Here is a 22,995-nt window from a genome sequence, read left to right on the forward strand (position 1 = left end):
ACCGGCGCTACTGGACCTCAAGGTAACACGGGTGCTACCGGCGCTACCGGACCTCAAGGTGCTCAAGGTAACACAGGCGCTACTGGTCCTCAGGGTATCCAAGGTAACACGGGTGCTACCGGTGCCACTGGTCCTCAAGGGGTTCAAGGTAACACAGGTGCTACTGGTGCTACTGGTCCTCAAGGGGTTCAAGGTAACACAGGTGCTACTGGTGCTACCGGACCTCAAGGTGCTCAAGGTAACACGGGCGCTACTGGTGCTACCGGACCTCAAGGTGCTCAAGGTAACACGGGCGCTACTGGTCCTCAAGGGGTTCAAGGTAACACAGGTGCTACTGGTGCCACTGGTCCTCAGGGTGCTCAAGGTAACACGGGTGCTACTGGTCCTCAAGGTATTCAAGGGCCAACAGGCGCTACCGGTGCCACTGGTATAGGGGTTACTGGCCCTACTGGCCCTTCTGGTGGACCTACTGGACCTACCGGGCCTACTGGACCTAGCTTCCCTGTAGCAACAATTGTTGTAACAAACAACATTCAACAAACAGTACTACAATTTAATAACTTTATTTTCAGTACTGCAATTAACGTAAACAATATTATCTTTAATGGCACAGATACAGTTACAGTTATCAACGGTGGTATTTATGTCATTAGCGTATCGATTTCTACAACTGCACCAGGATGTGCACCACTCGGAGTAGGAATTTCAATAAATGGAGCAGTCGCAACTGACAACTTCTCTTCAAATCTAATAGGCGACTCACTTTCATTTACTACAATCGAAACGTTAAGAGCTGGCGCAAACATTTCAGTCCAATCTACTCTTAACGAGATTACGATCCCTGCAACAGGAAACACTAACATTCGTCTTACTGTATTTAGAATCGCTTAAATTCCATGATCTATTGTTTATGGCAAATAAAAAAAGAGCGAGAAACTCGCTCTTTTTTTGTTATGTACAATAATTCATTACTACTCTAATTCAATTGAAACATTTTTTTGTGGTACAAATGTAGAAATTGCATGTTTATAAATAAGCTGTTGCTTACCTTCTGTTTCCAGTAGGACTGTAAAATTATCAAATCCTTTAATTAATCCACGAAGCTGGAAACCATTTAATAAGTACAGCGTAACAAACGTATTTTCTTTACGGAGTTGATTTAAAAACTGATCTTGAATATTGATTGATTGCTTCATGTCGAATCCTCCTCTTTTTCTCTACTTACTATTATTCGACTTTAGTTGTAACTTTCCTTCTATGTATCGTAAAATTTCTGACGTTTTTTCACCGTCTGTAACATCAAACCATGTGACATCCATCTTATTACGGAACCACGTTAATTGACGCTTTGCATAACGACGTGAATTCGTCTTTAATTGTGATACCGCTTCCTCTAAAGAGACACGATTCGCAAAATAATCATATATCTCTTTATACCCAATCGCTTGAATAGATTGACAATCTCGTATCCCGCTATTATACAATCCTTCTACTTCTTCTAATAAACCTTGTTCCATCATTATATCAACTCGTAAGTTAATGCGATCGTATAGCATTTCTCGATCCATTGTCAAGCCAATCAAGGAAACATCGTATAATAACTCGTTTTCTTGTTTTTCAAGTTGATCGCTCATTTTTTCACCCGTCGTGTGGAAAATTTCTAACGCTCTAATGACACGGCGTACATTATTTGCATGAATACGCTCAGCGCTTTCTGGGTCTACTTCTTGTAACTTTTTATGTACATATTCCACACCACGTTCTAATGCTAACTGTTCCATTTGTTCTCGGTACATAGTATCACCAGCATCATCCGTAAACTGATAATCGAATAAAACAGATTGTATATACAGCCCAGTTCCACCAACAATAATTGGCAATTTACCACGCTCTGTAATCTCTCGAATATGCTTACGAACACGTTCTTGAAATTCGGCAACAGAAAATGATTCTTCCGGATTTTTTATATCGACCATATAATGTGGAATTCCGTCCATCTCTTCTTTCGTCACCTTTGCAGTTCCAATATCCATCGTACGATAAATCTGCATGGAATCTCCACTTATAATTTCACCATTCAACGCTTTAGCAAGATCAATACTTAACTTCGTCTTCCCAACAGCAGTTGGTCCAATGATGACAGCAACTTTTTCACGTTGCATTTCTCCCATATCATTCAACTCTCTTTATGTGATGTACTCCATCTATTGATTATATCCAATCTTACCAATTTTAACGGCATGATTGCAAGTTCTTTCATTCCGGTACATGAAATTATAAATAAAAAAGAACATAGTTTGTCCAATTCCGCATATACATGATTAAAAATACCTTCGAGAGGATGAGTTGACTATGAAACAATCCACCCTTAATTTTTCATCTTTAACAAAAGACCTCATTTTAGCTACTGCTACAAAAGAACAAAATTGCTCACAAGAAGAATTATACTTCGCCTTAAATTGTTTGCTACGTTCTTTTCATTCTACTCTTCAAGAAACAACATTACATCCAGAAAATGAAAATACAGAATATATTCAAAATCAATTTTGCAGTGCATATAAAATTATTACAGGTAAAACCATTTATCCTTTTCAATAATCCATAAAAGGCGGTTGCTTACGTACTTTCAAGCAACCGCCTTTCATATTCATACATATATACTATTCTATAACTTTCACTTTTACAGATTTGCGCCCCCAGTTATCAGCACTGCCATCTGAACCAACTAAAACATCAATACGATTTCCTTTAATCGCGCCACCTGTATCTCCAGCAATCGCTTCTCCATATCCTTCTACCCATACTTTTGATCCAAGTGGAATTACTTTAGGATCAACAGCAATGACTTTCATATTTGGATTTGCTGTTAAATCATGCCCCATTGCAGTTAATACACGACCACCATACGTACCATTCTCACTTGGATGCGCTGTATACGCTGTCGCTTCTACTGTTATTTCACGTCCACCAGCAGGCGCACTTGTTTCAGTAGATTTCGCAACTGGTTTCGCAGTTGGCTTCTCTTTTGCCACAGGTTTACTTGATTCTACATTCTTAACAGACTCTTTATTCTTAACTGCTTTATTATTTTTAACCGGCGTATTTACTTTTTCCGGCGCTTCTTCTTGCGTTACAATTTCTTTCTTTTCAATCACAGGTGCCGTCCCTGTTAAAAATGGCACGTGAACATATCCTGTTTTTCCATTATAGTCAAATTGTAACCATTCATTTTGAACTTGATTTGTCGTTTCAATTACATCATTTTTATTAAGTTTACCAAGAATTTCAGAGTCCGTATTCGCTCCAGCACGAACATTTAGCACGCCCGCTGTTACATAATATGTACTTTTTGTAAACTCAGCATTCACAAACGCTTCTTGACCATTTAATTTAATTTTTGTCCATCCATTTTCTGTATTTACAACATCTAATGTATTTCCACTTAACATTTTACCTACAAGTTTTGATTCTACAGTTGGGTTTTCTCTAACGTTTAATACGTCTGTTGTTACAATCGTTTCTGCTTTCGCAGAACCCGCAAAAATCCCAAGACCAAAAACTGCTGCCGTTGCTATACCTAATAATTTTTTCATGAATAGCCTCCATTTGCTTTGTTTTCGTATTTTCATTATAGCAACAGATTTTTAGGATTTTTAGAAATCACACAATTACAAACCATTCGTAATATACGATTAATGAGCTGTAACATAAATTTCCATATTGATTAATTCCATTTCCAATAGAATTCCCAATAGTTTTCATATATTTTCCACATACAAGCTCCAGAATTTTTTTCCAGAAAAAATTACAGTATTACTTTTTTGTTACAAAAAATTCATATTTCATTACATCTTTTACCAAAATCCATCATTCTCCAATTATTAACCTTCTTTTTTGTAATAAAAAGGAGCAGCTAATAAAAGCTCCTCCCTTTTCATATGTTATTTAACTTTCTTTTTCCAAATCCCCATCATAAGAGCTGAGACAACTGTCCCTATCAATATCGAGAAAATATATAACACCGGTTTATTTACTAATGCGATAACAAACAATCCACCATGCGGTGCTGGTAATGTAATTTGGAATAACATAGATAATGCACCCGCAATACTTGAACCAACAACACAACTTACTATTACTCGAACCGGATCTGCAGCTGCAAATGGAATCGCACCTTCTGTAATAAACGACGCCCCCATAATATAATTTGTTAAACCAGATTTACGTTCTGCTTCAGTAAACTTTGATTTAAAGACGGTAGTTGCGAATGCAATCGCTAACGGCGGTACCATACCACCAGCCATAACTGCTGAGTGAACACCAAAGTTCCCTGCTGAGATTGCAGCGATACCAAATGTAAATGCTGCTTTATTAATTGGTCCCCCCATATCAATTGCCATCATACCACCTAAAATTAAACCTAATAGTATAGCATTTGTACCACCTAAACTATTTAACCAACTCGTTAACATTTCATTTAACGCAACTACAGGTGGATTAACCACTTTTAACATGATAAAACCTGTAATTAATAACCCTAATACCGGATAAATCAAGACTGGTTTAATACCTTCTAACTGCGCTGGTAAACTAGAAAATAACTTTTTCAAACCAACAACAACATATCCAGCTAAGAAACCAGCAATTAATCCACCTAAAAAGCCAGCATTTGCTTGTGCTGCTAAAAATCCACCTACAACACCAGGCATAAAACCAGGTCGATCAGCAATAGAACTTGCAATAAATCCAGCTAAAATTGGTACAAGGAATAAAAAGGCTCCTTTTTCTCCACCTCCAATAGTCATTAATATTTCAGCAATAGGGCCTTCCGCCTTAATTCCACCGAACATAAATGCTAATGCGATTAAAATTCCGCCACCAACAACGAATGGAAGCATATTACTTACACCGCTCATTAAGTGCTTATAAATTCCTAATCCTTTTTCTTTCTCTGTACTTTCTGTCTTCCCATCTTCTTTTAACCCTTTAAAGATTGGTGCATCTTGTTTTACAGCTCGATTAAGAAGTGTTTCCGTTTTTCTAATCCCATCAGCGACCGGTACTTGAATGACATGCTTCCCAGCAAAGCGGTTCATTTCCACTTGTTTATCTGCTGCAACAATTATTGCCGTTGCGCGTTCAATATCTTCTTTCGTTAAACCGTTTTTTATGCCTGTTGATCCATTCGTTTCAACTTTAATTGCTATACCTAGCTCTGCTGCTTTTGCTTTCAAGCTATCCGCTGCCATATACGTGTGAGCGATTCCAGTTGGGCAAGCCGTAACCGCTAATACGTACGGTTCATTTCCTTCTGGTTTTGCAACTTCAACCTCTTCTTCTTTTTCATTCTCTTTTTCATCAAATAAACGAAGAAGTTCCTCTTCATCCTTTGCTTCTAATAATTGCTTCCGAAATTCTTCATCCATTAATACTGTAGATAGACGCGATAACGTTTCTAAATGAGTATTATTCGCCCCTTCGCTCGCAGCAATCATAAAGAATAAATGCGCTGGCTGTCCGTCAAGCGATTCATAATTGATACCGCTTACACTTCTACCAAAACAAATCGCCGGTTGCTTAACAGCTTTTGTTTTCGCATGAGGGATTGCAATCCCTTCCCCTATTCCAGTTGTACTTTGTGACTCCCTCTTTAAAATAGCTTCTTTAAATTCCGCTTTACTATTTAAACGATTTGCGCCGTCTAATTTCTCAACTAATTCATCTATGACAGCTTCTTTATTTGAAGCTGTCAAATTCATAATAACTGTATCCCTTTTTAATAGTTCTGTAATTTTCATATGTTGCTTCCCCCTATCGCTTAGTTACAATTACTTGCGACAATAATTCTTCTACTTTTTCCTTTTCACATAAATCAGCTGAAAATGCTGTTGCACTCCCTGTTGCAACGCCATATTGAAATGCCTTTTCAATATCTTTTGTCTGTTCATATTTCCCTACAAATCCTGCAACGAGAGAATCTCCGGCCCCAACCGAATTAATTACAACACCTTTTGGAACAGTTGCTTCATATATACCTTCTGCCGTAAATAATAAAGCTCCATCTCCGGCCATTGATACGATAACGTGCTCTACACCTTGTTCAATTAATTTTCTTCCATACGGTAAAATAGCTTCTACTGTGGAAATCTCTACACCGAATAACTCACCAAGTTCATAATGATTAGGCTTTATTAAAAATGGTTTATTTTTAATTACATGTTGCAGTGCACTTCCGCTCGCATCGACTACTACGCGAATACCTTTTTCAGCTCCGAGAGCTGCGATTGATTCATAAAAAGTAGTTGAGATAGACGCCGGTACACTTCCAGCTAGTACAACGCAATCTCCCTGCTTCATACTTTTAATTTGTTTCATTAATTGTTCAAATTGCTCATTTGTCACATTAGGACCTTGCCCATTTAATTCTGTCTCTTCTTGCCCTTTTATTTTTACATTAATTCGGGAATCACCATCTACTTGGACGAAGTTTGTTGTTACACCTTCCGCCTGTAATATATCTTTAATAAATCGACCGGTAAATCCACCAGTAAATCCAAGTGCTATATTTTCAACACCTAAACGATGAAGAACGCGAGAAACGTTAATGCCTTTCCCTCCAGGAAATTTCATATCTTTCTCCGCTCGATTTACTGCGCCTAAATCAAAGGAATTAACTTGTACTACATAATCAATAGATGGATTTAAAGTAACTGTATAGATCATTGTTTATCAGCCTCAATTACATTGGTTTGTCTTTTATATTTTTCTAAATCAATTTCTAAATGGTTTGTAATAATATTTGCCTCTTCAACATTGGCAATTTTCGCAAACGCAACTTCTGAAAACTTACTTTCATCAATTAAGAAATATCCTTCGTTCGCTAATGTTAATGCCATTTGTTTTAATAGTGCCTCTTCTGGATCTGGCGTTGTAAAACCAAGCTGTTCATGTACACCATTTGCGCCTAAAAAACATTTATCAAAGCGATACTTTTGCATACTTTCCTGTGCCATAGCACCAATTAAAGCTTTCGTCCTACTTTTCATCATTCCGCCTAGTAAATATGCACGAATATTATTTTCAACTAAAGCTTCAATATGCATAAGTCCATTCGTAACGACAGTAACATCTTTATTTATTAAAAATGGAATCATTTCAAATGTCGTACTTCCTGCATCTAAATAAATGCAATCACCTTGTTCAACAATGCTAGCGGCATACTTCGCAATTTGTTGTTTTATTTGAATGTTTTTGGATGATTTTTCAACCATCGTCGGCTCCTGTCCTTTTCCTGTTAAAACAGCTGCACCACCGTGAACTCTTTTTAATAACCTTTGTTTTTCCAATTGCGCTAAATCACGACGAATTGTTGATTCAGAGCTTTCTGTTCTTTCTACTAATTGTTGTAATTTAACAACCTTCTGCTCTTTTACAAGTTGCAATATCATTTGATGACGTTCAGGAGTTAACATTTTATTCACCTCTTCTTTGATTACAGTATAATGAAAACGATCACAAAAATCAACCATAAACATTCATAAATAACCAAAATCAATCAAGAACAGTTATAAACAACAAAAAAGAAACCCATTTGATTGTTATATCAAATGGGTTCCTTTACTTGCTTCACTTATAGGGAAGCTTTATATATGCTTAAAACATCGTCTTTATTTAATTTTTTAAAGTTACCAAATTCACCATAAGCCATCGCTTTATCCGCCATTACATCAATTTCATTTTCTCCAATAGCGTAATCAGCTAATGTTACCGGTGCCTCAATTGAAGTCCAAAATTGACGTAACGCCTCAATTCCTTCTAACGCAATTTCTCGATCAGTTTTCCCATCTGTTTCTACATCGAATACACGAATAGCAAACTGTTTAAAACGACTTATATTTTCGTCTACAACATGCTTCATCCAGTTCGGGAATAGAATTGCTAAACCGCCTCCATGTGGTATGTCATGAACCGCAGAAACTGCATGTTCAATATTATGAGTCGCCCAGTCTCCTTTAACTCCCATCGCTAAAATGCCGTTTAACGCCATAGTACCGCAATATAAAATGGTTTCTCTATGCTCATAACTTTCTAAATCACTTAAAAGCTTAGGAGCGGTTTCAATTACTGTTTTTAATACAGATTCACAATAACGATCTTGTAGTTCTGTATTTGTTCCGTGGTGGAAATATTGCTCTAATACGTGTGACATAATATCTACCATACCGTAAATTGTTTGATTCCTCGGCACAGACACAGTATGAACTGGATCTAAAATCGAAAACTGCGGGAAAGTAACTGGGCTACCCCAACCATATTTTTCATTCGTTTCCCAGTTTGTAATGACAGAACCCGCATTCATTTCAGATCCTGTTGCTGCAAGAGTAAGCACCGTACCAAATGGTAACGCCTCACTAGCAAATGCTGTTTTCGTTACAATATCCCATACATCTCCATCATATTTGCTACCAGCAGCAATTGCTTTCGTACAGTCGATTACACTGCCTCCGCCAACTGCTAATATGAATTCGACGCCATTATTTTTACAAATTTGAATCCCTTTCTTTACAGTTGATACACGAGGATTCGGTTCAACGCCTGTCAATTCAAATACTTCTGCATTTATATCTTTTAAAATAGAAAGTACATTATCATAAATACCATTTCTTTTAATGCTGCCTCCCCCGTATACGAGAAGAACTTTTTTACCGAACTGTGGAATTTCATTTTTTAACTGTTCTAATTGACCTTTACCAAAAATAAGTTTCGTCGGATTACGAAATACAAAATTTTGCATATCCCTTTACCATCCCTTCTATATAAAAAGCAACTATACTTTTGTATACCATATTTTTTTCATTTCACAAAAATATTTGCCTAACAAAAAAATCCCAGCCTACAGGCTGAGATTTTTTATTGGTAATAAGGTGAGATCATTAAGTAAACAATAACACCAGATAAACTTACATATAACCAAATTGGCATCGTCCAACGTACAATTTTACGATGACGTGTTAATTGATTTGTAAAACCAAATACAAGTGCAAACAATGCAAGTGGTACAATAATTGCTGCAAGGATAATATGTGTAATTAAAATAATGAAGTACACATATTTAATGAATCCTTCCCCACCAAAATGTGTTGCCGGCGCCAAGTAATGATACGATAAATAAGAAACACAAAATAGCAACGTCGTTGTAAATGCCGCCAGGATGAAACCGCGGTGCATTTTCACATTCTTCTTAATAATCGAGTATAAAGCTGCTAATAAGAATACGAACGTAAAGCTATTAAAAATTGCATTTAACATTGGTAAAATTGTTACATCAAAATGCACTTCTCCTTCATAGCCAACAGGTCCAAAGAACAAAAATAAAATAATCGCATTTACAATTACAGAAAGCGTTATCACAATAGGAGCATAGCTTTTCTGACTAGTTGATTGATCCACCAAAATGGTCACTCCTCTTCCTTCAAATATGTATACGTAACCTCACTATTTTAACATATTATTCACAGTGTAAATGTGACAATAGTTTGACACAGTAAGACAGAGCAAAGAAAAAAATCCTTCTTAATAAAACTTCTTAAGAAGGATTTTATCGCTTTATTATTTAAATAGCAATGTAATTAGTTTTTGTTGAAAAACGTATTGCTATATGCTTGAAAAATTTCAGACACTTGATATCCCATTAAAGAAATTGCTGTTAATGAAAAGAAACCAATCATAAGAAATCGAAACCACATATAAATCTCCTCCTTGTATTTAGCTTAAAAAGCAGTCGCTATATTACAAGTTGAGTGGCACTCTTCATCGTCACTTTCCTTTTTCTTTACAATTGCTGTTATAAATCGAATCATAAAGAATATAACAAAAGGAATTTGTTCGTAATTTACCTTGGCATAGTTTGGCAACGGCTCGCGCTGCACATCGAACGGGGATGAGAAGGAATAGAACATACCTTGCTCTTCCATATATACAATTACAATTTTCATACAAAACATTATTCCTAGAAACGAAACAATATCTTGCCATTCTGTCGTATATAACAGGTTATACAGCTCTAATACGTACTCTTCCATTGTCATCCCCCCTTCCTTTTTTACCATTTTGCTCGCCTTCGTATAAAAAGTCAAGAAAAAAGTTTATATTCACTATGACAATAGTAATTACTCTTTTCTTTACTTATATATGAATCTTTTCTAGCAATGATTGGATGTACTATTTCTTCGAAAATAAGAAATTAGAATCGAACAGATTCCTCATTCTTACTTGTAGTATTCAACACTGTACTATTTTTCTTTCTATTAAAAATAAAATAAGAAATTATTATAAGAACAGTAACAAGCATCGTTAAAAGTGCCTGTGAACGTAAAGATTCAATTGCAAGCATTGCAACTAAAACTGCTATAATAGCGGCAATTGTAACATACGTTACATACGGGAAAAACCACATTTTCACTTTCAAATTTTGTTGTTCTACTTTCCCCATTTTTTTACGAATCTTGAAATGAGAAACTGCTATAACGAGATAAACGAGTAACGCAATCCCGCCAGATGCATTCACTAAAAATAAAAATACTTTATCTGGAGATATGTAACTAAAAACAACTCCAATGTAAGCAAAGAAAGTTCCAAATAAAACCGCCCGAACTGGAACACCACTACTATTCAATTTCAAAAATACCTTTGGAGCATCTCCTCTTTCTGCCATCGAAAAAAGCATTCTTGAGTTCGTATATAAACCCGAATTTAAACAAGAAAGTACAGCTGTTAAAACGATAAAATTCATAATTTGTGCTGCCGCTGGTATCCCTATATGTTCCAGTACCGCTACAAACGGACTTTTTAGTATATTCGCCGAATTCCATGGAAGAAGTGTAACAACTACAGCAATCGATCCAATGAAAAATACGAGAATACGCCAAATTACACTATTTGTTGCTGTTTTTACTGCCTTTACAGGTTCGGCAGACTCTCCAGCGGCTACTGCAACAATCTCAGATCCCATAAATGAAAATATAACGACGGTGATTCCAAGTAACACCGAACTTATACCATTTGGCATAAATCCTCCTTGACCTATTAAATTCGAAGTGCCAGGTACTTCCGTTCCTGGTACAAATCCTAAAATAACAGCTAGTCCAAGACAAAGGAACAAAACAATACTTATTACTTTAATAAATGAAAACCAATATTCAAATTCTCCAAATGATTTCACCGAGAAAACATTCGTCAATGTTAATAAAATCGTTAATATTAAGCTTAATAGCCAGAGTGGGATTTCTGGAATCCAGTATTGAATAATACCAGCACCTGCTGTAGCTTCTATTGCAATAACAATTACCCAGAAAAACCAATATAGCCACCCAATTGTATAACCTGCCCATGGACCAATTGCCTCTCTTGCATATGTTGCAAATGAACCACTTGTCGGATTAATAGCTGCCATTTCTCCTAGCATTCTCATAACGAAAATAACTAGAAGTCCTGCTAATGCATATGAAACGATAGAACCTGGACCTGCTGAATGCACAACCGCACCACTTCCAACAAACAAACCAGCACCTATTACACCGCCAATTGAGATCATTGTAATGTGGCGTATTTTGAGGTCTTTCTTAAGATTTTTATCCAACTCTTGTACATCCCCTTCCAAACTTAATTTTGAAATTTATGTAAGAGTATTATGCAAAAAATCTTGTCCTATACTTTAAAATATATCAAAATATTCTGAATTTAACAATCGTAATTCGACCTCCTTCAGAATTTATTTCATTAGGTTTAATAATTTCTCATACACAATTGTTGAGAAAATTATAGCTACCTTACAAAAGAGTGAATTTTCAGATATCATTAAATAAACAAGATTATACATCTAGACAACTTTTTGTATAGGAGTGTTGATATGTTAAACAAGTTCAAATTCATTTGTTGTACTTTAGTAATTTTCTTACTGCTACCGCTATCTCCCTTTCAAGCACAAGCAGCAAACAATTTAGGATCAAAATTACTCGTTGGATATTGGCATAACTTCGATAACGGTACTGGCATTATTAAATTAAGAGACGTTTCACCAAAATGGGATGTAATCAATGTATCTTTCGGTGAAACTGGTGGTGATCGTTCCACTGTTGAATTTTCTCCTGTGTATGGTACAGATGCAGAATTCAAATCAGATATTTCTTATTTAAAAAGCAAAGGAAAAAAAGTAGTTCTTTCAATAGGTGGACAAAATGGGATCGTTTTACTTCCTGACAATGCCGCTAAGCTACGTTTTATTAATTCCATACAATCTCTAATCAATAAATACGGTTTTGATGGAATAGATATTGACCTTGAATCAGGAATTTACTTAAACGGAAATGACACTAATTTCAAAAACCCCACGACTCCTCAAATCGTAAATCTTATTTCAGCTATTCGGACAATCTCAGATCATTATGGTACAAATTTTCTATTAAGCATGGCCCCTGAAACAGCTTATGTTCAAGGTGGTTATAGCGCATACGGAAGCATCTGGGGTGCATATTTACCAATCATTTACGGAGTGAAAGACAAACTAACATACATTCACGTTCAACACTACAATGCTGGCAGCGGGATTGGAATGGACGGTAATAACTACAATCAAGGTACTGCAGACTACGAGGTCGCTATGGCAGATATGCTCTTACATGGTTTTCCTGTAGGTGGTAATGCAAATAACATTTTCCCAGCCCTTCGTTCGGATCAAGTCATGATTGGACTTCCTGCAGCACCAGCGGCCGCTCCAAGTGGCGGATATATTTCTCCAACTGAAATGAAAAAAGCTTTAGATTATATCATGAAAGGAATTCCTTTCGGAGGAAAGTATAAGCTTTCAAATCAGAGCGGCTACCCTGCATTCCGCGGCCTAATGTCTTGGTCTATTAATTGGGATGCAAAAAACAACTTTGAATTCTCTAATAACTATAGAACATATTTTGATGCCATCCCCTTGCAAAAATAATAAAAAACAACAATAGGTTATATGACCTATTGTTGTTTTTTATTTATATAAATCACTTTTTCACTTCTACATGATGAAGAGATTCTTTTCCATCTCTTACATAACTATTTACAAGGCTTAAAAGTAATTTACCACCAGTTAACATCGCTCGTTCATCAAAATCAAATTGAGGATGATGATGTGGATATGTTGCTCCTATTTCTTCATTACCCGCACCTGTGAAGAAAAATGCTCCTGGAACATGCTCTAAGTAGTATGCGAAATCTTCTCCCCCCATAATAGGTGGTACTTCAATGACTCTTTCTCTTCCAAGGTCACGTTTCGCGATTTCCATAAAATGACTCGTTTCATCTGCATGATTTATTAATATTGGATAGCCTCGTTTATATTGAATAGTAACTTCAGCATGAAGAGACTGACAAATCCCTTCAACAACTCGTTTAAATTCATTCTCCATATATTCTCTCACTTCAGGATCTAGTGTTCGAATGGTTCCTGTAAACGTAGCAGTATCCGCAATGATATTATCCGCCTGACCAGCATGGAATGTACCAACTGTTAATACCGCAGATTGAAGCGGATCTATTCTTCGACTCACTAAAAGTTGTAACTGATTAATTATTTGTGTTGCAACGATAATAGCATCAACAGTATGATGCGGCATACCGCCGTGACCGCCTCGCCCTTGAATCTTTACTTCAAATGTATCAGCTGCCGCCATCATTGCTCCAGCTTTCGCTCCAACCATTCCTATAGGCATTTGAGAAGATAAATGTGTTCCAAACACAACATCTACACCTTCTAAACAACCATCCTCAATCATAGCAATTGCTCCGCCAGGGTCTTTCTCTTCTGCATGTTGATGTATAAGAACTATTTTGCCAGAAAGCTGGTCTCTATGTTCACTTAATATTTTTGCAACGCCTAAAAGTGTTGCTGTATGTCCATCATGGCCACAAGCGTGCATTACGCCGGGAACCTTTGATTTATATGAAACTTGCTTTTCATCTTGAATAGGTAGTGCATCAAAATCAGCACGTAGCGCTATCGTCTTCCCAGGTTTTCCACCTTCAATTACGCCGATTATCCCTCTTCCACCAACATCTGTTTTCACATTAATATGAAAGCTTTTTAAGATTTCAGCTATTTTTTTCGATGTTTCTATTTCTTGAAACGATAGCTCTGGGTACTGATGAAAATCTCTTCGCCACAAAACCATTTGGTTATATAAACTTTCTAATTCTTTATGCCATGTTTCTATCATAGAAATGCCCCTTTCTTTTTTAACACTTTAATTAAAAGTTACATAATATTCTGTGTTCAATCAATAAAAAAGAGCACTTTCTTTGAAAGCCCTTCTACTACTCTAAGATAGTCTAGTTGCTATTTTGCTTTAACACAAATACCGAAAGTTCAGGTACACTCCAAAATCTAACAGGCATTCGTGTTGTCCCAATACCACGATTTACATATAAATGTAACGGCTTATTCTTCCCTTCTAATTCATACATACCTTCCACATAGCTCTCAGCTAATTTTGTAGTAATTAATGGACCTATAAAAGGAATTTGGACTTGTCCTCCGTGACTATGGCCTGACATTTGAAAATCAACTGGGTAACGAGCTACTTTGTCTACAACATCCGGCTCATGTACTAAGAGCATATTGAAATCTTGTTGTCTCACATGTTTTAAAGTCGAGTCTATTTGCGGCTTTCCTAATAAGAAATCATCCAAACCTGATATTGTAATATATTTTCCGTTTTCTACTTTAATTTTTTGCACTTCATTTACTAACACAGAGAAACCGGCTTCCTCCATATACTTTTTATAAAATAAACTACCTCCCCCGCCCCTATCATGATTCCCATACACTGCATATTTCCCTAAGGGTGCATGTATTTTTTGTAAAATACCTTTCGCTTCTTCTCTTTCCGCCTTATACGATCCAAACTTATCTATTAAATCCCCTGTAAAAACTACTACATCTGGATGTAACGCATTCATCTTCTCCACCAAATTTTCTAGTTGTTTCAGTGTAAATTCTGGCCCTAAATGTACATCTGAGAATTGTAATATTTTTTTATTATTAAACTCTTTAGGAATTGTAGATGCTTCTATTTCATTCCACGTAACTGTTACTAGTTTTCGTTCTATTTCTGTCGCATAGAAATACAAACTTACTGAAATCATTACTATGCTTATGAAACTAATTATAAATATCTTGACGATTGATTTTTTTTGTTCTTTTTTCACATGATGCGTATTCATGTTCTCACCTCTAGAAGTACTTTACAACCTTATTGTTACATTAATGTGACAACATGAACAATTTTAGTTATATCCAATTCTATCCCATTCACTTTGACAAATTTATACAGAAGTCATAACATATTTTTATAATACATAGATTTTTAAAAATGTTCCACCTATTCATTCTATCATTTTATTAAGGAGAGATTATTCATGTCTGTATTTACACCAGAAGAAATTACGGAACTTGCTGCGAATTCCGGAAGAAAAAAAGCTCATTTATCATTACTTCCTATGCTAATCCTCGGTTTTTTTGGTGGTGCTTTCATAGCATTAGGGTATTTACTTGATATCCATGTTATCGGAACAATGCCAAAATCTTGGGGATCATTTACTAGTTTTCTAGGCGCTGCTGTATTCCCTATCGGTCTTATACTCGTTATTCTTGCAGGCGGTGAGTTAGTAACTGGCAATATGATGACCGTTTCAATGGCTTGGCTTCAAAAGAAAATTACTTTATTTCATTTCATACGAAATTTAGTTATTGTTACGTTTAGCAACTTCATAGGTGCTATATTCGTGGCATATTTTTTCGGTCATATCGTCGGATTAACAGAGGGCGCTTTTTTAGCGAAAACAGTTTCCATTGCGCAAGCTAAACTAGAAGATACACCTCTACAAGCCTTTATTTCTGCAATCGGATGTAATTGGCTCGTTTGTTTAGCTGTTTGGCTCAGTATGGGAAGTAAAGAATTTATCGGAAAGATTATCGGCATCTGGTTCCCAGTTATGACTTTTGTTGCGATTGGATTTCAACACGTTGTAGCCAATATGTTTGTTATCCCAGCTGCAATTTTTGCCGGGCAGTTAACTTGGATTGAATATTTTCCAAACTTCATTTTTGTTTTCTTCGGAAACTTAGTAGGCGGTATGTTATTTGTAGCGTTACCTTATTTCATATCTTATAATAAAAAACTACCTTCCAATAAAGAGCAAACCGAATTAAAGAAACAATCTGTATCCGCTTAAATGAACTGTCTATACAGTGGCTCTAAAAAATATTACAAATTTCATTTTTTTTACGAATATATGTGCGTACACTTGTTCTCGAATGTTTTATACGTTATAATAACAACTTAAATAGCATTATTTACATATGAGGTGAAAAACATGAACAAAACAGAATTAATTAAAAACGTAGCACAAAACGCTGAGATTTCTCAAAAAGAAGCTACTGTAGTTGTACAAACTGTAGTAGAATCAATCACTAACACTTTAGCTGCTGGTGAAAAAGTACAACTTATCGGATTCGGTACATTCGAAGTTCGCGAAAGAGCTGCTCGTACAGGCCGTAACCCACAAACTGGTGAAGAAATGCAAATCGCAGCTTCTAAAGTACCTGCTTTCAAAGCTGGTAAAGAACTTAAAGAAGCTGTAAAATAATGAAAAAATAGCCTTCTCGTTTACGAGAGGGCTATTTTTTTCATTACATAATTAATAAAAATCTGACCATTATGCTGTTTCTTTTGTTCCTTTATGCAAATAAAACCTTTCCTTTCAAAGAAAGGTTTTGCTGTAATACTCGCCTCTGTATATATCTCCCCATGCCCCAAGTTTACTGCTTCTTTTTCTAACTTCTGTAGTATGTAGGAAGCTATCCTTTTTCCTTGATAATCTTTATGTGTAAATAAACGATCTACGTAATGCTCATCATTATAATCCCCAAATCCCACTATTACACCGTTATAATCCGCTACATAACTAATATTCTTCTCTAAAGACTGTAACCAGCTTTCTCTCTCTAGTCGATCTGGTGCCCATGCCTGTAGCTGTAACACGTTATAATCTTTTGCATTAATTGTATGAACTGTTTCATAGAATAACTGTAATACTTGTTCTAAATCCTCTTGATGGAATGTTCTAATGATCATATCTTTTAACATATATGAACCTCCTTACTAAACTATCATTTAACTTTTCTACCATCTAGTATTCAATATTTCTGCTTTATTATATCTTTTTTCTTTCTATATAAACAAAAAAACAATACTTATTTCAAAGTATTGTTTTTTTGTTTGTAAGCATATGCAATTACTCTATAGATTTTTATTTTTTTAATTTCACTCTTTGCAGTCGTAATGCATTTAATACAACGGATACAGAACTAAATGCCATCGCGGCTCCAGCAACCCAAGGTGCTAAGAAACCGAACGCTGCAATCGGGATTCCTAACCCATTATAAGCTAGTGCCCAGAATAAATTTTGCTTAATATTTCTTATCGTCATCTTGCTCATAAAGATTGCATCAGCAATACTATTTAAATCACCACGGATTAACGTAATGTCTGCCGCTTCCATCGCTACATCCGTACCTGTTCCAATTGCCATACCGATATCCGCCGTAGCCAGTGCAGGAGCATCATTTATTCCATCTCCAACCATTGCTACTTTCTTACCTTGCGCTTGCAGTTTTTTCACTTCTTCTGCTTTTCCTTCTGGTAATACTTCTGCAATTACGTGATCAATACCAACTTGCTTAGCGATTGCCTGAGCGGTTTGTGTATTATCTCCTGTAATCATAACAACGTCTAGACCCATTTTCTTAAGTCTTGAGATAGCTGCTTTTGAAGTACCTTTAACAGTATCCGCAACGGCAACTATTCCAGCGTACTTCTTATCTATTGCTATTAACATTGCTGTTTTTCCTTCTCGTTCTAGCGCTTCCATCGATTTAGAAACTTCTTCAATATCAATATCGAATTTCTTCATTAATCGACGTGTACCAATTAATAATTGTTTCCCATCTACAACTGATTCGATACCGAATCCCGGAATCGCTTCAAACGTTTCTGAACTTGGGATATCAATTTTCTTTTCTTTAATTCCTTCTACAATCGCTTCTGCAAGTGGATGTTCAGAATTTTTTTCCGCCGCACCGACTAAACGTAGTATTTCTTCTTCATGGAATCCATCTGCTACCATTACATCTGTTAACACTGGCTTCCCATTTGTCACAGTACCTGTTTTATCTAGAATAACTGTATCTAATCGGTGCGTTGCTTCTAAATGCTCCCCGCCTTTAAATAAAATGCCATACTCAGCCGATCTTCCTGATCCCGCCATAATAGATGTAGGCGTTGCAAGACCTAATGCACACGGACAAGCGATAACAAGTACGGCTATCATTTTCTCAAGTGCTCCGCCAAAATCACCAGGTGTAACAAATAGCATCCACACTGCAAATGTAATAATAGCAATCACAACTACAACCGGTACGAAAATACCTGAAATTTGATCTGCTACCCTTTGAATAGGAGCTTTTGAACCTTGAGCCTCTTCTACTACTTTAATAATTTGAGCTAATGCAGTATCTCTTCCTACCTTAGTTGCTTTCACTTTTAAAAAGCCATTTTTATTTATTGTAGAACCGATTACTACATCCCCAATTGTTTTATCAACCGGGATACTCTCGCCTGTTAACATCGATTCATCTATTGCTGACTTTCCTTCTACAATTTCCCCATCTACCGGGATTTTTTCCCCTGGTTTCACATAAACGATATCACCAGCTACCACTTCTTCAATTAAAATTTTTATTTCTGTTCCATCTCGTACAACAGTAGCGGTTTTCGCCTGTAATCCCATTAATTTTTTAATTGCTTCTGACGAGCGTCCTTTTGCTTTCGCCTCAAATAATTTACCTAAAATAATTAATGTAATAAGTACTGCACTCGTTTCAAAATACAAGTCTGTCATATGTTCCGAAGAACCAATCGACCTAATACTTAAATACACACTGTAGAAATACGCTGCAGACGTTCCAAGTGCCACAAGAACATCCATATTTGCGCTTTTATTACGTAATGCTTTATAAGCTCCAACATAAAACTGCCCGCCAACGATAAACTGAACTGGAGTTGCAAGAGCTAGCTGTACCCAAGGGTTCATAAGCATATCAGGTAAATAAATAAACGATGTAAATGAGAAATGGCTTACCATTGCCCACAATAACGGGAATGATAATATAAACGAAATGATAAATTTCTTCTTTTGTCGCTCAATTTCTTGTAAGCGATGATCAGTTGATCCATTTTGCTCATCTGATTTCACTTCCAATTTATAGCCTAATTTCGTAATTGCACTCTTCATTTCATTTACATGAATTTCATCAGGATTAAAATCTACTGTAGCCGATTCCAAAGCGAAATTTACTGTCGCTCCGTTCACACCTTCTAATTTATTTAAGCGCTTTTCTACTCTATTCGCACATGCCGCGCATGTCATCCCTGAAACAATAAACTCAGCTTTATCACTTACAATTCCATACCCTAGCGATTCAACTTTTTGCTTAAATTGTTGCGGATTTGTTTTTTGGGGATCATACATTATTTTTGTTTTTTCAAGTGCAAAATTTACATTTGCATCATGAACACCTTCTACTTTTTTCAAACCTTTTTCAATTCTATTCGCACATGCCGCACATGTCATTCCTGATATTTGAAGATTGGCCTCTTTTTGTTCATTCATGTCTCTCACCTCTATATACCCTTATGAGGTATAATTATTAGCAAAATAAATCGTACTTCCTATAAAGTACGATTTATTTCCATATCTAAAAATAATTATTGAACATCGTATCCTTGATCTTCAATTACAGCAACGATATCTTTTAGTGTTACAGCAGACGAGTCGATAGTAACTTCAACAGTTCCTTCTGCTAATTGAACTTTCACTTGTTCAACACCGTTTAGTTCTTTTACACTGCTTTCAATAGAATTTACACAATGTCCACAAGACATACCTTCAACTTGTAATGTTAACTGTTCCATTTAAAATCCTCCTCTTGTTTCTTCATTGTTTGTTAATCACAATTACATTTTACCATACCCCCCTAAGGTAATCAATGGTTTTGTATCATGATTTTTCAATTATTTTCTAAAAGTTTATTTTACATACACTTTTTCACATCAATACACCAAAATCTTATATGAAGGTAAACAAAAAACAAGCCAGTTACATACTAGCTTGTTTTTACGCTTTTGAAAAACGTTCAAATACAGTCATTAATTCTTCAATTGCTTCGTCACCATTGCCATCTTTAATAGCACCTGAAACACAATGACTTGTATGGTTTTTTAATACACCCATTCCTACTTTTTTCATCGCTGCATTAATCGCTGAAATTTGCACTAAAATATCCACGCAATAACGATCATTTTCAATCATATTTTGAATACCGCGGACTTGCCCTTCAATTCTCTTTAATCTATTTATAATTTGTTCTTTTTCTTTTTCTGATCTATGTGTTACTGCTTCATGCTCTTTATGATCCATATTATCACCTTCTTAAAGTTTCTCTTCATCCAATAAAACAATTGCTTTTACGAGTATACCAATTATAGCATTAATTATCTATGTATGATACCCCATATGAGTATATTTCCGCTCTATGCTTATTCTTAACAACTTATTAGCTTCTCAGACTCAATTATTATAATACCCTTGCCTTTTTTCAAAAAACAATAATAAAAGTCTCAATTTACATACGTGTAAATTGAGACTTTTTTCTTCCTATATATAATTATTGCTGATCACATACTTTTGTGTCATTCACTACTGAAGTTCCTTCCACGGTTACCGTATGAAAACAGTCATTTACACGAACTGTCACAACATTATCTTGCCGATCAATAATGTGATATTCATTAAAATTTTTATTTAGAGCACTGCGAATTTGTTCTCCTTCATAAATTGGAATGCCATGTGATAAAACCCAAATAAGCCCAGCGATAGCAAGAATAGTTTTCATACGATCTACCTCCTTGAGAATATAGTGAACTTTTAATCCATGCTTTTTCAGCTCTACTAATCATGAATGTAATGAATCAAGCCTTTTTGGAAATAAGTTCATTTCGTCTATTTTATGTTTATGCTAATTGTGACCGAATTGTGACAACTTTTTGTCTCTTTAGACGAAAAGTTGAAACAAAACGTTCAAAAAGGACAATTCTACTTGCACAAACAAAAGGCTATGGAGAAATTCCCCATAGCCTTTTGTTTGCATTTTATTAGATATTCATTTCAATTTATACGTGACTAATAAATCTTAACCCTTTACTTAAAGAAGTCGGTACAACAGATGCGTGATTCTCCCCTTCAGCTTCATAAAACGTAAATCTAAACTGATCGTGTTTTACTTGGAAAAGGCGCTTTGATAATTCATTTGCATCTACAACCATATGCTCTCGCTCTAATGACCCAACTGTAAGGAACACTCCCGTTTCAAACTTGGCACTATTTAATTCACTTATAAGATTCACTTCTTTTTCAAGTACAGACTGGTTATTCCACCAAATAGATGGACTACTAATAAAATAATTTTGAAAGGCATTTACGTTTGTAAATAGTATATGTAAAGCAAATAAACCACCTAACGAATGCCCAAATAACGTTTGCTTTCCTTTATCAATCTCAAAATCATTTTCGATTTGAGGCTTCAGTTCTTCTTCTATAAAAGTAAAGAAGTTATGTGCTCCTCCTGTTTTAGGCCACGGTTTGCCATCTGGTTTTAAAGGCGCATCTTTTGAAATTACGCTAGGTGTAAAATCATAACATCTTTCTTCACCTGAAAATGCCCCTTCAATTGGATAACCAATACCTACTATAATTGCTGGTGAAACACCTGTTTTTTCTGCTCTAACTGATTGTATTTTAACCGCTTCATGGAATGTTTGAAAAAAAGCATTGCCATCTAATACGTATATAACAGGATAGCCTGACTCTGGTGCTGGCTGCCTCGGCTTTGAAATATGAATTTGATATTCCTTATCTTCTAGTTTTGAATACATTTTCCACTGCTCTGTATTAAATGTTATAATCTGCTGTTTTTCAATAGTAGTATTCATCCTATATCCCCCCTCTTAACTCGTTACATATATTTCAACTTTCTCTTCTTGAGATACAACGCTATCGTATCCAAAGCAAACAGGAGATCCGTTATATGGATCAATCATGACACGCGCATCAATATGAAATACTTCTTTTAACACTTCATTTGTAATGATTTCTTCTGGGCTACCAGTTGTAACGATTTCCCCTTCCTTCATTGCAATAATTTCATCTGAAAACCTTGCTGCATGGTTAATATCATGTAGTACCATTACGACCGTACAATTATGTTCTTTATTTAACTTCTCCACAATTTGTAATACATCTAATTGATGAGACATATCAAGGTATGTCGTTGGTTCATCTAGTAGTAACACTTCTGTCTCTTGTGCTAAAGCCATCGCTAACCATACCTTTTGCCTTTGACCACCTGATAAATTGGCAATTTGTCTCGTTCGAAATTCAGAAGTTTTCGTAATATCTAATGCCCAATCAATCATTTCTTTATCTTTTGAAGTTAACTTATTTACGTTATTGCGATGTGGATAGCGTCCATAAGAAATTAACTCTTCTACTTTAAGCTCTCCTGGCGCAATTGGAGTTTGCGGAAGTAAAGCTAACTGCTTCGCAATTTCTTTCGTTGGAATTGTATTTAAATCCTGTCCTTGCAAATATACTTTACCGCTCTTTTGCTTTAAAATTCTTCCCATTGTTTTTAACAATGTCGATTTACCGCACCCGTTTGGCCCTATAATTGTCGTTACTTTTCCTTCTTGTATTTCCACATTTAAATCGCGAAACACTGTAAGCTTTTCATAACTCGTTTCTAAATTTTTTGCACTTAAAATACTCACTTTTATTCCT

24 protein-coding genes are annotated in these 22,995 nt (G+C 35.7%); 5 read left to right on the top strand and 19 right to left on the bottom strand.

Annotation, left to right across the window (positions count from 1 at the left end; genetic code table 11):
• On the top strand, window positions 1-891 hold an 891-nt coding region (locus K5S59_RS09620), incomplete at its 5' end, for a Gly-Xaa-Xaa repeat protein (protein WP_220784050.1).
• Between the two features lie 80 nt (window positions 892-971).
• Here K5S59_RS09620 and hfq read toward each other — a convergent pair.
• A complete protein-coding gene (gene hfq, locus K5S59_RS09625; RefSeq protein WP_000813896.1) occupies window positions 972-1,196 on the bottom strand; it encodes an RNA chaperone Hfq in 225 nt (74 codons plus the stop codon).
• 21 nt (window positions 1,197-1,217) lie between these two features.
• Window positions 1,218-2,171 (bottom strand): tRNA (adenosine(37)-N6)-dimethylallyltransferase MiaA, encoded by a 954-nt coding sequence (gene miaA / locus K5S59_RS09630; protein ID WP_000504367.1) that lies wholly within the window; start codon window positions 2,169-2,171, stop codon window positions 1,218-1,220.
• Window positions 2,172-2,352: 181 nt separating this feature from the next.
• Here miaA and K5S59_RS09635 point away from each other — a divergent pair, with 181 nt between their 5' ends.
• Window positions 2,353-2,598: a hypothetical protein gene (locus K5S59_RS09635; protein WP_000814434.1), complete on the top strand. Its 246-nt coding sequence runs from the start codon at window positions 2,353-2,355 to the stop codon at window positions 2,596-2,598.
• 62 nt (window positions 2,599-2,660) lie between these two features.
• On the opposite strand, the gene entD is transcribed toward K5S59_RS09635, so the two are convergent.
• The 8 genes from entD to gabP all read right to left on the bottom strand — a co-directional run bounded on the left by entD (window position 2,661) and on the right by gabP (window position 11,638).
• Window positions 2,661-3,593, bottom strand: coding sequence for a cell wall-binding protein EntD (gene entD, locus K5S59_RS09640; RefSeq protein WP_000734634.1), 933 nt, complete (start codon window positions 3,591-3,593; stop codon window positions 2,661-2,663).
• A gap of 348 nt (window positions 3,594-3,941) precedes the next feature.
• On the bottom strand, window positions 3,942-5,798 hold the full coding sequence (locus tag K5S59_RS09645; RefSeq protein ID WP_000704622.1) for a PTS fructose transporter subunit IIABC: 1,857 nt from the start codon (window positions 5,796-5,798) through the stop codon (window positions 3,942-3,944).
• 13 nt (window positions 5,799-5,811) lie between these two features.
• Window positions 5,812-6,723, bottom strand: a complete 912-nt coding sequence (gene pfkB, locus K5S59_RS09650) for a 1-phosphofructokinase (RefSeq protein ID WP_000640831.1) — start codon at window positions 6,721-6,723, stop codon at window positions 5,812-5,814.
• Window positions 6,720-7,472, bottom strand: a complete 753-nt coding sequence (locus tag K5S59_RS09655) for a DeoR/GlpR family DNA-binding transcription regulator (RefSeq protein WP_000957277.1) — start codon at window positions 7,470-7,472, stop codon at window positions 6,720-6,722. Before K5S59_RS09655 ends, pfkB begins: the two co-directional genes overlap by 4 nt.
• A gap of 158 nt (window positions 7,473-7,630) precedes the next feature.
• Entirely contained in the window at window positions 7,631-8,794 is a 1,164-nt protein-coding gene (locus K5S59_RS09660) for an iron-containing alcohol dehydrogenase (RefSeq protein ID WP_001179070.1), read from the bottom strand.
• A gap of 116 nt (window positions 8,795-8,910) precedes the next feature.
• Window positions 8,911-9,453, bottom strand: a complete 543-nt coding sequence (locus K5S59_RS09665; RefSeq protein ID WP_000228318.1) for a DUF420 domain-containing protein — start codon at window positions 9,451-9,453, stop codon at window positions 8,911-8,913.
• A gap of 317 nt (window positions 9,454-9,770) precedes the next feature.
• Window positions 9,771-10,109, bottom strand: a complete 339-nt coding sequence (locus K5S59_RS09670) for a hypothetical protein (protein WP_002072695.1) — start codon at window positions 10,107-10,109, stop codon at window positions 9,771-9,773.
• 134 nt (window positions 10,110-10,243) lie between these two features.
• Window positions 10,244-11,638, bottom strand: a complete 1,395-nt coding sequence (gene gabP / locus K5S59_RS09675) for a GABA permease (protein ID WP_120450800.1) — start codon at window positions 11,636-11,638, stop codon at window positions 10,244-10,246.
• A 270-nt stretch (window positions 11,639-11,908) separates the two neighbouring features.
• On the opposite strand from gabP, the gene K5S59_RS09680 reads away from it, so the two are divergent.
• Complete coding sequence (locus K5S59_RS09680; protein ID WP_098258587.1) at window positions 11,909-12,991, top strand: chitinase; 1,083 nt, start codon at window positions 11,909-11,911, stop codon at window positions 12,989-12,991.
• Window positions 12,992-13,043: 52 nt separating this feature from the next.
• Here the strand turns inward: K5S59_RS09680 and K5S59_RS09685 are convergent, their stop codons facing one another.
• Together K5S59_RS09685 and K5S59_RS09690 are read right to left on the bottom strand one after the other, a co-directional pair.
• Window positions 13,044-14,255 (bottom strand): M20 family metallopeptidase, encoded by a 1,212-nt coding sequence (locus K5S59_RS09685; RefSeq protein WP_120450802.1) that lies wholly within the window; start codon window positions 14,253-14,255, stop codon window positions 13,044-13,046.
• Between the two features lie 112 nt (window positions 14,256-14,367).
• Entirely contained in the window at window positions 14,368-15,261 is an 894-nt protein-coding gene (locus K5S59_RS09690; RefSeq protein ID WP_120450804.1) for a metallophosphoesterase, read from the bottom strand.
• 195 nt (window positions 15,262-15,456) lie between these two features.
• On the opposite strand from K5S59_RS09690, the gene K5S59_RS09695 reads away from it, so the two are divergent.
• A complete protein-coding gene (locus K5S59_RS09695; RefSeq protein ID WP_000110534.1) occupies window positions 15,457-16,272 on the top strand; it encodes a formate/nitrite transporter family protein in 816 nt (271 codons plus the stop codon).
• Between the two features lie 141 nt (window positions 16,273-16,413).
• Window positions 16,414-16,686, top strand: a complete 273-nt coding sequence (locus K5S59_RS09700; RefSeq protein ID WP_001043904.1) for an HU family DNA-binding protein — start codon at window positions 16,414-16,416, stop codon at window positions 16,684-16,686.
• 20 nt (window positions 16,687-16,706) lie between these two features.
• Here the strand turns inward: K5S59_RS09700 and K5S59_RS09705 are convergent, their stop codons facing one another.
• From K5S59_RS09705 to K5S59_RS09735, 7 genes are all read right to left on the bottom strand, one after another.
• On the bottom strand, window positions 16,707-17,186 hold the full coding sequence (locus K5S59_RS09705; protein WP_000910306.1) for a GNAT family N-acetyltransferase: 480 nt from the start codon (window positions 17,184-17,186) through the stop codon (window positions 16,707-16,709).
• A 163-nt stretch (window positions 17,187-17,349) separates the two neighbouring features.
• On the bottom strand, window positions 17,350-19,770 hold the full coding sequence (locus K5S59_RS09710) for a heavy metal translocating P-type ATPase (protein WP_120450806.1): 2,421 nt from the start codon (window positions 19,768-19,770) through the stop codon (window positions 17,350-17,352).
• A 95-nt stretch (window positions 19,771-19,865) separates the two neighbouring features.
• Complete coding sequence (gene copZ, locus K5S59_RS09715; protein WP_000436979.1) at window positions 19,866-20,072, bottom strand: copper chaperone CopZ; 207 nt, start codon at window positions 20,070-20,072, stop codon at window positions 19,866-19,868.
• 202 nt (window positions 20,073-20,274) lie between these two features.
• Complete coding sequence (locus tag K5S59_RS09720; RefSeq protein WP_000349636.1) at window positions 20,275-20,577, bottom strand: metal-sensing transcriptional repressor; 303 nt, start codon at window positions 20,575-20,577, stop codon at window positions 20,275-20,277.
• Between the two features lie 247 nt (window positions 20,578-20,824).
• On the bottom strand, window positions 20,825-21,052 hold the full coding sequence (locus tag K5S59_RS09725; RefSeq protein ID WP_000849103.1) for a hypothetical protein: 228 nt from the start codon (window positions 21,050-21,052) through the stop codon (window positions 20,825-20,827).
• Window positions 21,053-21,329: 277 nt separating this feature from the next.
• Window positions 21,330-22,148: an alpha/beta hydrolase gene (locus K5S59_RS09730; protein WP_001098314.1), complete on the bottom strand. Its 819-nt coding sequence runs from the start codon at window positions 22,146-22,148 to the stop codon at window positions 21,330-21,332.
• 15 nt (window positions 22,149-22,163) lie between these two features.
• Window positions 22,164-22,985 carry an ABC transporter ATP-binding protein gene (locus K5S59_RS09735; RefSeq protein WP_000025778.1) on the bottom strand — a complete coding sequence of 274 codons (822 nt, stop codon included), beginning with the start codon at window positions 22,983-22,985 and terminating at the stop codon, window positions 22,164-22,166.
• Window positions 22,986-22,995 lie beyond the last annotated feature (10 nt).

It is taken from the genome of Bacillus sp. BML-BC051 (genome assembly GCF_019656175.1).
In the GTDB taxonomy this organism is placed as follows: Bacteria; Bacillota; Bacilli; order Bacillales; family Bacillaceae_G; genus Bacillus_A; species Bacillus_A mobilis.

Coding starts and splice junctions, on each gene's coding strand:
- K5S59_RS09720 (WP_000349636.1), bottom strand. CDS start 20,577: ATGGATCATAAAGAGCATGAAGCAGTAACACATAGATCAGAAAAAGAA.
- K5S59_RS09680 (WP_098258587.1), top strand. CDS start 11,909: ATGTTAAACAAGTTCAAATTCATTTGTTGTACTTTAGTAATTTTCTTA.
- copZ (WP_000436979.1), bottom strand. CDS start 20,072: ATGGAACAGTTAACATTACAAGTTGAAGGTATGTCTTGTGGACATTGT.
- entD (WP_000734634.1), bottom strand. CDS start 3,593: ATGAAAAAATTATTAGGTATAGCAACGGCAGCAGTTTTTGGTCTTGGG.
- K5S59_RS09635 (WP_000814434.1), top strand. CDS start 2,353: ATGAAACAATCCACCCTTAATTTTTCATCTTTAACAAAAGACCTCATT.
- K5S59_RS09710 (WP_120450806.1), bottom strand. CDS start 19,770: ATGAATGAACAAAAAGAGGCCAATCTTCAAATATCAGGAATGACATGT.
- hfq (WP_000813896.1), bottom strand. CDS start 1,196: ATGAAGCAATCAATCAATATTCAAGATCAGTTTTTAAATCAACTCCGT.
- K5S59_RS09690 (WP_120450804.1), bottom strand. CDS start 15,261: ATGAATACGCATCATGTGAAAAAAGAACAAAAAAAATCAATCGTCAAG.
- K5S59_RS09730 (WP_001098314.1), bottom strand. CDS start 22,148: ATGAATACTACTATTGAAAAACAGCAGATTATAACATTTAATACAGAG.
- miaA (WP_000504367.1), bottom strand. CDS start 2,171: ATGGGAGAAATGCAACGTGAAAAAGTTGCTGTCATCATTGGACCAACT.
- K5S59_RS09725 (WP_000849103.1), bottom strand. CDS start 21,052: ATGAAAACTATTCTTGCTATCGCTGGGCTTATTTGGGTTTTATCACAT.
- K5S59_RS09655 (WP_000957277.1), bottom strand. CDS start 7,472: ATGTTAACTCCTGAACGTCATCAAATGATATTGCAACTTGTAAAAGAG.
- pfkB (WP_000640831.1), bottom strand. CDS start 6,723: ATGATCTATACAGTTACTTTAAATCCATCTATTGATTATGTAGTACAA.
- K5S59_RS09695 (WP_000110534.1), top strand. CDS start 15,457: ATGTCTGTATTTACACCAGAAGAAATTACGGAACTTGCTGCGAATTCC.
- K5S59_RS09670 (WP_002072695.1), bottom strand. CDS start 10,109: ATGGTAAAAAAGGAAGGGGGGATGACAATGGAAGAGTACGTATTAGAG.
- K5S59_RS09645 (WP_000704622.1), bottom strand. CDS start 5,798: ATGAAAATTACAGAACTATTAAAAAGGGATACAGTTATTATGAATTTG.
- K5S59_RS09700 (WP_001043904.1), top strand. CDS start 16,414: ATGAACAAAACAGAATTAATTAAAAACGTAGCACAAAACGCTGAGATT.
- K5S59_RS09705 (WP_000910306.1), bottom strand. CDS start 17,186: ATGTTAAAAGATATGATCATTAGAACATTCCATCAAGAGGATTTAGAA.
- K5S59_RS09660 (WP_001179070.1), bottom strand. CDS start 8,794: ATGCAAAATTTTGTATTTCGTAATCCGACGAAACTTATTTTTGGTAAA.
- K5S59_RS09685 (WP_120450802.1), bottom strand. CDS start 14,255: ATGATAGAAACATGGCATAAAGAATTAGAAAGTTTATATAACCAAATG.